The following is a 12,343-nucleotide window of genomic DNA, read 5'->3' on the forward strand; positions in this document are numbered from 1 at the left end:
CTCAGTTCACTGATAAAATCTTTTGACTGTATCATTGTCGAGTGCCCACACAGATTGCATGGTCAAATTGTTAAAGAGCTTTCGCTGTTAACCCAAAGGGTTAATCTCGAACAGGGCGGCCATTCTAACGAATCAATTTAAAGAGTCAAACAATTTTTTATTTGGCTTCTTTGTGCCGCCTTGTATCCAAACCAGAGTGCCGTTTTGTTCCGTACCCCGTGTTGGTGAGGCGGCATTATAGAGACTTGAAGACACGTGACAACCCTTTTCTTCAGAAAAATTGTTTAAGCGGTCATAAATTCAGCTAATGTGAAATTATGCGTCGTAAGTCAACATTATACGAACGCTATTTTCACTTTCTGGTAATCAGAAACTTATACACGTAATATTAATGTGATTAATTTGTTAAAAGAGTTCGCATTCTTACTATTCAATCAATGACAATGTAGCTTGCCTATGAAACTTTCTAACTCACACACAATGATCATCGCGCTGATAACACTGGTTGGCGCTGTCATTTTTAGCTTCATTTCTTTAACCGCAGCGATTGCTTTTGCGTTAGGTGCCATCTTGTCGGGTTTTGCCAACTTCTATCTGGGCAGCAACCAAAAAGACAGCACAACTACAGAAGACACTCAAAGCAGCAAAACACTTTACGTTGGTAACCTGCCTTACCGGGCGAATGAAGGGGATGTCAAAGAGCTATTTGCGGAGTACGGTGAGGTGTTCGCTGTCCGCCTGATGAAAGACAAACGGACAGGAAAAAGACGCGGATTCGGTTTTGTCGTCATGAATAGCAAAGATGCAGACTTCGCTATCAATAAACTGAATGAGAAAGAGTTCGGTCAGCGCACTCTCAAAGTCCGCGAAGCCAATGAGCCTAAGAACGAGGATAGTTCAGAGTTCTGACCTGGCTGAGCTGCATCGCCAGTAAACTTTCGTTCAGTGCCTTATGATCTGACTTGTCGCAGGTGTGATAAGTCAGATTTTCCACCTTCATCTTTTCACCGCCTGTAATCCCTTCAGCTAAAAGTGACTTCACCCGGCTTGCAATTGCATTCCCGGAGTCAATGACATGACGCGCCTGCGGGAATACTGTCTCAATCTCTTCTTTCATCAGCGGGAAATGAGTACACCCCAGCACCACGGTATCTATTGCCGTCGATTCCCACGGCTGAAGGATAGCGGCCAGTTCAGACAGATCCACCCTTCCGCCACGTAACTTCATTTCAGCCATTTCCACCAGCCTGGTCGTGCCCAGTAAATGCACTTCGCAGTCTGAAGCAAATTCCTGAATCAATGACTGAGTGTACTGACGCTTCACGGTGGCCGGTGTCGCTAACACGCCCACAACTTTACTCTGACTCAGCTGCGCAGCAGGTTTAATGGCAGGAACAACCCCAACCACCGGCTGACTTAAAGCGGCTCTCAGGTGAGGCAACACAATCGTACTTGCCGTATTGCAGGCAATCACCACTAGATCAGCCTGATGTTTATCAACCAACGTATTGACGATGTGCAGTGTGCGTTCAATCAGAGTGGATTCATCCAGCTCACCATAAGGAAAAGCGGCGTCATCAAACGCATAGATATATTGATAGTGAGGCAGTTGTCGGTATATCTCCTGATATACCGACAGGCCACCCACACCGGAATCAAAAATAAGGATGGTTTTCACGTGTCATTCTGGCAGAGAAAAATTCAAGCCTTCATCATACTGCCTGAATCGTAAAAACCAACTCGGCAACGTCAGTTTACTGTGAGTCTGAGGCCGAGATCTGATAGCGGAGATAATGAAAGCGCTCCTCACGTTCTACAAACAACGGACGGATATTCAATTGCCCGTGAAAACAGGGGGCAGACACCACCATAGTATGGAACTCACCGTCTTCTCCGCATGGGTCGACACCTTCAGGGAGCTGTTCAAGCAATGGATATCCGAACTGTTGTCCACAAAAATCACCACTGAGCTGATGCGTATCCACTGTTGTCAGTATGGTTTGAATTCCCCTGTCCAGAATTTCCAGCGCCAGTTGATGGCTGTCCTCACCGAGTAAAGGAAACACGCATTCCCAGCCAGCCGGCTCAATATAACTCCGCCGGTAAGCTTCAATGCCATTACAGAACATATCGCCAAAGGCGACAGCGCCAATCTCCCATCCACAGTTTCGAATGGCCGCAACCACCAGCGACTGGTAAACATCATTGGCAGGAAAAACCTGCGGCAATGGAATTTCCAGCAAAGGCAGCCTAGTGAGACGCGCCTGCTCCCGAACGACAGCGATTGGGGTCGCCTGAAACGGTACTTCGTCACCGACATAAGTCGTGAACAAGCCTGCCACCTCATAATCGGGGTTTTCCAGCAAGCGAAGCAGCGTCAAGGTTGAGTCTTTACCGGAGGACCAGCTGACAATCACTTTCTTGGGTTTCATCTTTATCTCACGAAAAAGCCGCCCGAAGGCGGCTGAAACAAAATTAACGTTAGAACTGATAGCCAATAGTTAAGTAATAAGCACGCTCTGCGGACGGGTACCCCAGTGCCGTTTCATATTCTTCATCAAACAAATTGGCTACACGGGCACTCACTGTAACGGATTCGTTGGCATAATAATTAAGCGCTGTGTCGAAAAGTGAATATGCCGGTAGATTGATGTCACTCGCAGGACTAGTTCCATAATCAACATCTGGACGCTTTCCAACATAAAGATAACTTACTGACCAATCAATCTGCTCAAAACTGATTAAAGCATTCCACTTGTACATCTCCTTAGTCCGACGTTGAAGCTGGTTTCCTTCAGCATCTTCAGGGTCTTTAAAATCAGCACTGATTTGGTGTTGGACAAAACCAGTGTCGAACTCAGATACAAACTCAATACCTTGAATATGTGTCTTTCCATCTATGTTCTGGTAATTATTGGTAACTAGACGGTAGTCAATTAAGTTATTGATTTTGTAATCGTAGCCAGTAATAGACCAGAACACATCTTTAACTACACCACTAAAGCTGACTTCCCAGTTCTTTGAGTCTTCAGGTTTTAGATCTTTAGTTCCGTATTTAGGGTCATACTGCTGATAAAGATTTGGAGCTTTAAATGCTGTTCCGTAAGAGACTTTTACACCAAACTCAGGTAGGTATTGATAACCACCAGCAAGATTGTATGTAAACTTTGTACCAAACTCCTCGTTATCATCCAGCCGCGAGCTTGCTTCAAGACTCAGCTCTTCAAATTGCGCAATCGCGGAAGCAAAAGCTGCACTATTAGTCCTATCAAAAGTCTTATTGGCAACTTTGTCGGTATAAGATTCCTTTCGCCAATCGATCCCTCCTGACAAAGTGAATGCATCATTGAGCAAATAGCTGTTTATCCACTGTAGATTTTGTTGCTCGAGTTTGTCTTGAGTCCCACCTTGTTTTCCTTTGGATTGTTCGTAATCCCAAGCTTTTTGTCGTTGCACATTTAACTGTAATTCTGACATCAGGGTTTGAGACTGATACTTAGCCCCTAAGGTTGCTGAAATATCTTCTTTCTCCGACTCAAAATATCCACGTGACCCAAAACTCCGATCATATTGATAAACGTTCTCATACGCTCGCAGATTACCAAAAGCAGACCACTGTTGGTTAAAATCATACACATATCCCAGTAGTGTATTGTTACTTTTGAACCCATGTCGGTCACCGTCATTAACACCTGAGACTGGATGAACGTTGTAGCCTTTATCGCTTTCCATCCCTACAGCCAGATTTACCTGACCTTTTTCACCTGCTTTTAGACCTGATGCAACACTGAGTTCTCGATAATCAAGGCTACCCAAGCCGCCTTGGGCTTTAGTGCCATCTTCACTTGAACGAGCAATGGTAATGATATTAATCACACCACCAATTGCCTCTGAACCATAAAGTGAAGCACGTGGGCCACGAACGTACTCAATGCGCTCAACATAAGTTAAAGGGATCTGGTTAAAATCAACAGCCCCTTTAGCTGCACGAGAAAAGCGAACACCATCCACCAAAACAAGTACCTGATCAGAGTTAGTTCCTCGCACAAATAACGATGCAAGCTGTCCTCGCCCACCGTTCTGAGTAATTTGTATCCCAGTTAAACGACGTAATACATCCGGTAAAGACTTCGCTTGCATTTGCTCCATAGCTTGACGGGTAACAACCTCGACATCAGCAAGTGTATTCTTCACAGACTGCTCAAACCGGTTGGCGGTAACCACCATAGTCTCTTCAGTCGTGTTCTGGGCGGAAACAAGAGAGGATTGCAGGCACAACGGTGCCAACGCCACTGCTAAAAGCGTTTTTTTCATTATTTTGGATACCTTAAATCGCGTTGAAATCTGGCAGTCTCCGTACTGCCTTCGGCGCTGGTCGGTCTTCGGACTTGAGAGCACGGTTGAACAACCGCCTAGGACAACGACTTCCCATTTCGTTCAGCATGCATTGCGCACACCTGAGGAAACAGTGTCTGGCTTCCAGCCCTGTGTCTTCGTTCTCTCTTACCGCTGCGCGTCAGTTACGGATTCTCACCGTATTCCCCCACCTGCTCTGCAGGCAAACCAGCGCAACAAAATGCTAGTTTTCACTGTTCCGATTGTCTAGTTTAGTTTGCTATTACTCATGACAAATCTACACCGCCAACATTTTTCTCCGCCCTTGCACTGGACATCAGTCAACAATGCAATAAAATCTCCGCTCTTATTTTGAGCAGTTTTGAGGCAACACCATGGCAGCAACCCCAATCAACCCCGATACCTACCAGGCACAGCTGGACGAGAAAGCCGAGCGCATGCAAGCGCTGTTTGCTGACGTAGACACCCCGGAGTTGGAAGTGTTTGCTTCGCCTGCACAGCATTACCGCATGCGCGCGGAATTTCGCGTCTGGCACGAAGGGGAAGACCTGTATTACATCATGTTCAATCAGGAAACCCGCGAGAAATACCGTGTCGATCAGTTCCCAGCGGCCAGCCGCCTGATCAATGACCTGATGCCGCTGCTGATGGACGCCATGAAACCAAACCGCGCCCTGCGTCATAAACTGTTTCAGGTCGACTTTCTGTCAACTTTAAGCGGCGAGGTGCTGGTCTCCCTACTGTATCACCGTCAGCTGGACGATCAGTGGCTCAAAGAAGCCAAAATCCTGAAGCAGCGCCTGAATGATGAAGGTTTCAACCTCAATTTGATCGGTCGTGCACGCAAACAAAAAATCGTGTTGGATCAGGACTACGTGGTTGAAAAACTGAAAGTCAATGATCGCACCCTCACCTATCAGCAGGTCGAGAACAGTTTCACTCAGCCAAATGGTGAAGTCGCACAGAAAATGCTTGAGTGGGCGGTCGACTGTACGCAGGACAGCGAAGGCGATCTGCTGGAGCTGTATTGCGGTAACGGTAATTTCTCGCTGGCTCTGGCGCAGAACTTTGAACGCGTTCTGGCAACCGAACTGGCGAAGCCGTCTGTGGACTCAGCTCAGTACAACATTGCGGCAAACCAGATCGATAACGTACAGATCATCCGGATGTCCGCTGAAGAGTTTACACAGGCCATGGAAGGTCAGCGCGAGTTTCGCCGCCTGAAAGACAACAACATTGATCTGAAAAGCTACCATTGCAACACCATTTTTGTCGATCCGCCACGGTCCGGCATGGATGACGATACTTGCCGTATGGTTCAGGGCTACGAGCGCATCGTCTACATCTCCTGTAACCCGGACACCCTGAAAGCCAATCTGGAGATTCTGAGTACGACTCACCGGATCACCCGCTTTGCACTGTTTGACCAGTTTCCGTATACCCACCATATGGAAGCGGGCATTCTGCTCGAGCTTATAAAATAAAGGGGTTAATAGATTATATAGTTACCAAATATCAGTCTGGGTACGGCGTGGGGTACGGGAAAATAAAAAACCGACTTCACGCCACAACATAAAGTTCTTTGTCATCCAGTGCAAGTTCAATTAAAACTTTACATCTAAAACCACAAAATTCAGCTTTTAGCTAACTTTAAGGCAAAACACTGAACATCCAGTTCGTTGTGATATCAGAAAAACAGCGATTACTAATATAAGAACAGAGTATGTTTAACTCTGGCCCGCTTGCATAGCGTCTTCAAACAACGTGATGAATGAAGCACAGTCACCTAGATAGTTGGGGTATGCTTCTGACAGCTGTCCCATATTTTTTGTTGATATGAGAAGAGTATTTAATCTCGCATGGCTGCGAGTCACCTTCTCAGCGGCATTATAAACTGAAATAGCTTGGTTATAATTCTCAAACTCTACACTAAAGAGCATTTCCAGCGAAGTTTCATCAATCACCAAAAGAACATGTTCTGTTGAGCCATCGCAACAGCCTTCAACTTTCTCAGATAAAATTTTAAAGCTTCTCAAACGACTCAGTGCATTGATTTCACTATTCAATTCAGTCAATCTGTTTGAAAATTGAGCCCTATCATCGTCACTTAACTCAATAGCACCTTCAGCATCAGCAATATACTGACTCATAATCGAAAGCAGCTCTTCCCACTGGAGCTGCAAACTACCTTTATCTTCAGCAGGGCTATGAGAGTGAGTTTTAATCTTAGTACCTTCCAAGATATCGACGATTTCTACCGTTGTTGCCCAAAGGTGTTGAAGGCGTGTACGTAACTGAGCTTCTATGTTGAAACTTTTGCCGCTGGCATGATCATAACGATAAATAACATGCAAACTTCGATATCCGCAGTCATTTGGTTTAGGATTGGTGATGTAATCATCAATATCCTTAATTCTAACCCGACCTACTACTTTTTCGACCGTCATTTGCAGTTGGGTTTTGACTTTCTCCAACGACATTAGATCAGGAAAAATTGCTCGACAGCCACCAATATCATTCATATTAGTCACACAAGTCGCATTTGTAGTCTCACCATCAAGTGATTTACGTTGTAGCTTGTCTACTATCGTTTCTAGACGCTTTAGTCGTGTCACTGGCTTCACATCTATCCCTAACTCTCGGGAACAGCGGCCAACTAGGTAAGCAATTGTATTCAGTGGTTTTTCATGGGCGGCACGAAACTGCTGGATTATCGCAGTGGCGGACTTAAGATCGCCCTCTTTCTTGCGTAGTCGTCGCCCTGCTTTCTTCACTCCGTTATTAGAGTATGAGAAATCTTCGGCAGCACTTTCATCAACCGTTCTTTCAAGAAAATCTTGAAAGTCCAACTCATAGTCGTCTTGGAAGTTTTTTGATGCCTGCTCGGCGGTAGGTGTGTCGTCAATTTGAAAACTGACGACAGTTTTTTCTTTATCACTCACAGGCTAGCTGTTCGACCTGATTGTTTGATCTGAGTGTAATGGGCTTGGATCAAATGATCCGGAATCACTTTCTGATGTGTGCCATCCCATACTTGATGCCATGGACTACCTACACGATGAGTCAGATCTACGAGTTGAGGCCCTGTTAGATGCCCCAGTTGTGATACTACGTCTTTGACAATAGACTCACTCTCATGGTCTAACACCACATCATATTGTTCAGTGATCACGCTACTGCCGTATGATTTAAAACGGAAATAGACCGACGGTACTACTGGGCCAAACTTCCAAGCAAATACATCATCCACAACAAGAGGACGCTGGAAGTGTGCTAATGACAAACCGTGACAAACATAGGTAAGCTTTTGTAGCTGCAAATTGGAGAAGCATTTACCTTGCTCTTTCGCATGCTTAAGCAAGCTCCATGCAACGTCTACAGCACTGTATGTGTGATATGCTTTCATCTTCTTATTCCAAGTTCGTCTAAATAGTTTACATAATTCAGCCGATGCAACGCCAAAAGTGTAAACCATAGCTGTATTTAAAGACAGTAATTTTATTCGCAGTTAGATACTCGTTCGCAAAATTTAGCAACGTATTCATGCGAGTAGTCCAGCCCCTTAGATGATAGCGTACTCATAAATATCAACCTATATGAATAGCGACCAATAACATTCATTTGCTTAATAGAAACCGACATCCTTCAGGCCAGATGACTCCACCTGTGACTCCCTCTTCGATGACAAACGGTACAATCCACAACTTCAACTTATTACCACCATTGGTATTAAAGTCGAAGCTCTGCTCTATCGCTGTTTTGAAACCATCGTGTGCGGGATAGATCAAGAACATCTCTCTTTCTTCTGCTCCATCATCGAAATAGTGCTGTCCATAGGTAAACATTTGATAAAAATCGCTCTGTGATAGGCCGTACTTATCGGAGCCATTATCTTTTGCTTGGTCCAACAACTTCCACTTAGTATCCAAAATACTAACTACACTCCCCGCCTTTTCGAGCAACAAGTCTGGCTGTAATTTGAACCAGCTGGCTTGTTTATGCTCCACCAAGCTTTTACGTTTCACTTGACTTCTAACCACGAGATCCACAGATACCTGCTGCCGTAAAACCTTGGCTACGTAATCTTCGAATACTCGCTCCATAGGAAATAGAAGAGAGATAGCTTGGATACTTCCTTTCATTGTTTGAGGTGAAAAACCATTGAGTATTAATGTAGCCCAGGCAATTGGCGCCTGATAGTGACTCATTCCCCGATCTAGCCTTAACTTTGATAGATCACTTTTATAATCGCGGCTTAAAGGAACCTCTTCGAATATAAAAAAGAGTTCCTGTAATTGCTTCTTATGCTTAGCGTTACGGGAGAACTTGGCGACAGCATGTAGTGCAGAATGGATAAGCCTATTGGCAGGTCGATCCACTAAATACTCTTGATACTCGCAATAGAACTTGTGTTTTGTGACCAAGTTTTTGCGCAATTGTCCTGCTGCAACTAGCTTACCTTTCTTATAGATAAGATTATCCACTGTCTGCACATAGTCACTTTTCAGGCCTTTCTTAACTAGGTTAAGCACTGAGCCAATGAACTGACCAATGAACACCTCAAGCAATGGCATTTTCTCTTCATAAATTAGAGCACTTGACATTTGAATGTGTGAGAAGCCTTTAAGAGCACGGAGCATGATCAGTAATGACTTTCGGGCTCGTGTCGAGCTAGGAGACGTTCTGCCAATTTTGGGCAACACTTCGATATGGGTACTATCAGGAGTAAAGATCACGCCTGCATGGTTACGCACTTGTAAAGCTTCCACCCCTGACTTTTTACAAAGCCGAAACAGCTTATTTTCTTCTTGCGAACCTAGTGCGATCTGCTTGAGAAAAACAAAGGCAGAAGGCGAAATAGGCTCTACATGATTCACTTCTCTACACACTTCGCTGGACTCACTGACCAGATAAGAAAACTCAAACAGGGAGATCTCTTTGTTAGCTCTCATCCTTCACCTGTGCTGCAAGCTCCTCGCTCAACTGCGGCTTGTAAATAGTAAGATAACACTCACCACTGCGCCAAATATCATCGTTTTGATCGGCTAAAGTATAACGATACTCGTCTGACATATAACCATCGGGCTCATACTGGTTACCAAACAGCTTTTGGTACTCGATTTTTTCTCGACGTACAAATTGCTGCTCTTCCAGCTCTTTTCGGTCATTACCGCGCTTTTGATTGTCCCCTAGCACAAGGCGAATCTTGCTCCAGTCGTCATGAAAGTACTCTTGGAGCAAAGGAACAATTTTACCCTTAAAAGCCTTGGCGAGTTCTGATAACGCTTCATCAGGCTTCCCTGATTTAGCAACATTATAGGCAGGAAAGAAGAAGCCATGCCCTAGCGTATGCTCCCTGTCATACAAGGCTTCGATACGATCATTAAGCGTCTGTAATAGCTCACCTAAATCGATTTGTTGGTCGTTACCAATATCGATCAAACCATTAGATTCAAACAAACGACTATCGGGCATCATTTCGATGAACTCGAAACGTCTGCGTAACGCTGTATCCATCAAGGCAATAGAGCGGTCTGCTGTATTCATTGTGCCGATGATATCGACATTCGAAGGCACGCTAAATGGTTTACCACTGTATGCGAGATGAACAGACATAGGGTGAGCCCCCTCTTTACGTTTGTCGGTCTCCACTAACGAGATTAACTCACCAAAGATCTTCGAGATGTTGCCACGGTTAATTTCGTCGATAAACATAGCATATCGAGAGCCTGGATCTCGTTCTGCTTTACTGCATAGCTCAAGAAACTCTCCTGGCTCGACAGAATAATGAACATTTCCCTCTTCATCAGTGGTGGCTTTAAGCCCTTCAATGAACTCTTCATAGCCGTAGGACTGGTGGAACGTTATTGTGGAATATCGTTTCACAACCGCTCCAGGTGGTGGCCCTTGCTCCAACTCTTTATGCAGAGCCACTAACTCATCCACCAGCTCCAATTTGTCGTCAAGAAGCAGCCAAACGGAATCGTTTGTTTTATCAAACACAGCAGGCTCACCACGGCCTTTGTAATTAACGGTTGTCGAATCAGACACAGTGAACTTCTGTAAGTAACTCCATGCGGTCTGGCTTAAGTTCCCATCTCGATTGTTCACCTTTGCTTTAGTCTGGAAGTATTTACTGGCAACAATATCGGACACTTTCGCCTTTTTGCCTAAGCTAAGAAGCGAGAGCACTAACACTTGCATCCAATTCAGTGGGGCAATCTTTTCTTGTAGCCAAAGAGAGGCATCAATGCTTTCTGTCTGGCTGGTATACTTAGCTTGAAGTTGTTGCAGCTTGTAAGTTTTTCCTGTACCCGGGGGACCAAAAAGAATCACATTCTGAGGACCAGCCCTTAAGGTTGCCTCCTTTTCCACGCTGTATTCTTCCCCCTCTTCTTGTATTTGATCTGCATCTTCAGTTTTTTTGTTGCATTTCGTTTCCCATTCATACAAATTCCACAGATGGATATTTCGCGTTTGGGCATCCCAATCTCCCGGAATCAAGGTTTCAACGGCTTGAAGTAGCTTATGATTATCAACAACCCAGTCTCCTGTTGGTTCGATAGATAATTGGAACTGTTTTTTCAGGCAGTCGATAATTGTGCTCAAGTAATCTCTACCAGCAATACTTGTGTACTTTTCTGGAGATGCCGCCCCAAATAGTCTATGAATAACCGACCACAAAACACGGTCAAATTCACCGTCTATACGCCAATTATTTAGAATATTCTGGTACGTCTCTTTCGAAGGGTCCTTAATGATTTCTTCCGTTAGCTTTTGCAAGTAACTTATATTATTGCTTAGCTCTCGTTTAAACATAAAGCCCTGCCCGACACTCGCAATGCCGTTGGCTTTCTCATACCAGAGCTTATGTACATCACCCTCTGATATCACTTTTCCTTCTTTTATCTGCTTAGCCAGCTGACAGGTATCTTGGTAGCCTTTATACCAGCCATTGGGGTTAAAGTGACTTTGCTTATCCCAAGATAGCAATTGCGTCAATGAGTGCCTGTTCTTGCCAGCTTCCCATAATTCCGCCAAAACCTTTTCGTGTTCAGATTTAACTTTAATTCCTGAGACTTGTGGGCTCCACTGTTGGTCCTGCATCGCAGAGTTAAGAAGCAACATTGGCAATAAGCCCTCTTCACAAGAGTGGCGGATGTCCTCTACTACAAATTGAATATAAGCTTTCTGCTTTGCGGGGTCCTTCCAGTCTGAATCAAAATAGCTTTCTTTTGTTACCTTGCCTTTAGCGATAATTCCTCTAGGCTCTTCACCCAAGCGGATCAAGTAAACCACATCACCTATCTTAGGCTCTTTGCTGTGGCAAGACCACTGGATCTCTTGTCCGGCCATATAGTCCAATTGTCCGCTTTCGCTTCCATCACCACCGGTACTGAAATACTTTGGGTTCCACGTTAATAAATACTTTGACATTTACACTCCCCCCAAAAAAAGCACGCTCAATGGCGTGCTTATATAGTTGTCAATTATGCTTTTGCTGCGCGTTTTGTAGCAGCTTCCGCTTTCTTTGCCGCTTTAGCTAGCGCTTCTGCCTCAGCACACGCATTAGTAATGCGCTCTAGTAGTTTATCTGCGGTTTCATAACTATCATCCTGCGGCACTAATTCACCACGGAAAGCTTCGACAAGAATGCTTTGCGTAAGATTACCCACTCTGGCTTGGGCCACCTTCACCTGCGCTTCAATGGCGTCAGCGAAAGCGAAATATTGGTCGACTAGGCGGACGATTTCTTCAGAGAGCAATCTCACCTTGTAAAAGTTCAAAAGTTGACGAAGCCATTTGTGTTCCTGTGCCCACTGAAACCTAGGTGCAGTTTACATGATCTCATATTCGTTCCTGTTTGAAATTAAGTCATTAGGGAGAGAAAAATCACACTTCCTCGAAAAATAGTATCTATTTCTCCTCTTCACATCACCAAGTGCCCCCTCAACCCAAAATCCTTCAGGCATATGTCATCACAGCG

The 12,343-nt window shown here is 44.7% G+C and carries 9 protein-coding genes, 1 pseudogene and 1 riboswitch; of the genes and pseudogenes, 2 read left to right on the forward strand and 8 right to left on the reverse strand.

Annotation, left to right across the window (positions count from 1 at the left end; all coding sequences use genetic code 11):
* Positions 1 to 456 precede the first annotated feature (456 nt).
* On the forward strand, positions 457 to 909 hold the full coding sequence (locus ACYP03_RS17945; RefSeq protein ID WP_459781405.1) for an RNA recognition motif domain-containing protein: 453 nt from the start codon (positions 457 to 459) through the stop codon (positions 907 to 909).
* Here the strand turns inward: ACYP03_RS17945 and murI are convergent.
* The 3 genes from murI to btuB all read right to left on the reverse strand — a co-directional run bounded on the left by murI (position 881) and on the right by btuB (position 4,314).
* On the reverse strand, positions 881 to 1,678 hold the full coding sequence (gene murI, locus ACYP03_RS17950; RefSeq protein ID WP_459781407.1) for a glutamate racemase: 798 nt from the start codon (positions 1,676 to 1,678) through the stop codon (positions 881 to 883). The genes ACYP03_RS17945 and murI overlap by 29 nt on opposite strands.
* Before the next feature lie 76 nt (positions 1,679 to 1,754).
* Positions 1,755 to 2,432 (reverse strand): Dph6-related ATP pyrophosphatase, encoded by a 678-nt coding sequence (locus tag ACYP03_RS17955; RefSeq protein WP_459781409.1) that lies wholly within the window; start codon positions 2,430 to 2,432, stop codon positions 1,755 to 1,757.
* A 49-nt stretch (positions 2,433 to 2,481) separates the two neighbouring features.
* Positions 2,482 to 4,314, reverse strand: a complete 1,833-nt coding sequence (btuB, locus tag ACYP03_RS17960; protein ID WP_459781411.1) for a TonB-dependent vitamin B12 receptor — start codon at positions 4,312 to 4,314, stop codon at positions 2,482 to 2,484.
* Between the two features lie 42 nt (positions 4,315 to 4,356).
* A riboswitch (cobalamin riboswitch) is annotated at positions 4,357 to 4,583 on the reverse strand.
* 147 nt (positions 4,584 to 4,730) lie between these two features.
* Here btuB and trmA point away from each other — a divergent pair.
* Positions 4,731 to 5,840 carry a tRNA (uridine(54)-C5)-methyltransferase TrmA gene (gene trmA, locus ACYP03_RS17965; protein WP_459781413.1) on the forward strand — a complete coding sequence of 370 codons (1,110 nt, stop codon included), beginning with the start codon at positions 4,731 to 4,733 and terminating at the stop codon, positions 5,838 to 5,840.
* A gap of 243 nt (positions 5,841 to 6,083) precedes the next feature.
* Here the strand turns inward: trmA and ACYP03_RS17970 are convergent, their stop codons facing one another.
* From ACYP03_RS17970 to ACYP03_RS17990, 5 genes and pseudogenes are all read right to left on the reverse strand, one after another.
* On the reverse strand, positions 6,084 to 7,298 hold the full coding sequence (locus tag ACYP03_RS17970) for a RelA/SpoT domain-containing protein (protein WP_459781414.1): 1,215 nt from the start codon (positions 7,296 to 7,298) through the stop codon (positions 6,084 to 6,086).
* Complete coding sequence (locus ACYP03_RS17975; RefSeq protein WP_459781416.1) at positions 7,295 to 7,762, reverse strand: Panacea domain-containing protein; 468 nt, start codon at positions 7,760 to 7,762, stop codon at positions 7,295 to 7,297. The genes ACYP03_RS17970 and ACYP03_RS17975 overlap by 4 nt, the downstream gene beginning before the upstream one ends.
* Positions 7,763 to 7,973: 211 nt before the next feature.
* On the reverse strand, positions 7,974 to 9,308 hold the full coding sequence (locus tag ACYP03_RS17980) for an McrC family protein (RefSeq protein WP_459781419.1): 1,335 nt from the start codon (positions 9,306 to 9,308) through the stop codon (positions 7,974 to 7,976).
* Positions 9,298 to 11,793 carry an McrB family protein gene (locus ACYP03_RS17985; RefSeq protein ID WP_459781421.1) on the reverse strand — a complete coding sequence of 832 codons (2,496 nt, stop codon included), beginning with the start codon at positions 11,791 to 11,793 and terminating at the stop codon, positions 9,298 to 9,300. The genes ACYP03_RS17980 and ACYP03_RS17985 overlap by 11 nt, the downstream gene beginning before the upstream one ends.
* A gap of 53 nt (positions 11,794 to 11,846) precedes the next feature.
* Positions 11,847 to 12,113: pseudogene (locus tag ACYP03_RS17990) on the reverse strand (restriction endonuclease subunit S); the annotation flags it as partial.
* Between the last annotated feature and the right edge of the window lie 230 nt (positions 12,114 to 12,343).

The sequence above is a fragment of the Photobacterium sp. R1 genome, from assembly GCF_054600795.1.

Coding starts and splice junctions, on each gene's coding strand:
- ACYP03_RS17945 (WP_459781405.1), top strand. CDS start 457: ATGAAACTTTCTAACTCACACACAATGATCATCGCGCTGATAACACTG.
- ACYP03_RS17955 (WP_459781409.1), bottom strand. CDS start 2,432: ATGAAACCCAAGAAAGTGATTGTCAGCTGGTCCTCCGGTAAAGACTCA.
- btuB (WP_459781411.1), bottom strand. CDS start 4,314: ATGAAAAAAACGCTTTTAGCAGTGGCGTTGGCACCGTTGTGCCTGCAA.
- trmA (WP_459781413.1), top strand. CDS start 4,731: ATGGCAGCAACCCCAATCAACCCCGATACCTACCAGGCACAGCTGGAC.
- ACYP03_RS17975 (WP_459781416.1), bottom strand. CDS start 7,762: ATGAAAGCATATCACACATACAGTGCTGTAGACGTTGCATGGAGCTTG.
- ACYP03_RS17980 (WP_459781419.1), bottom strand. CDS start 9,308: ATGAGAGCTAACAAAGAGATCTCCCTGTTTGAGTTTTCTTATCTGGTC.
- ACYP03_RS17985 (WP_459781421.1), bottom strand. CDS start 11,793: ATGTCAAAGTATTTATTAACGTGGAACCCAAAGTATTTCAGTACCGGT.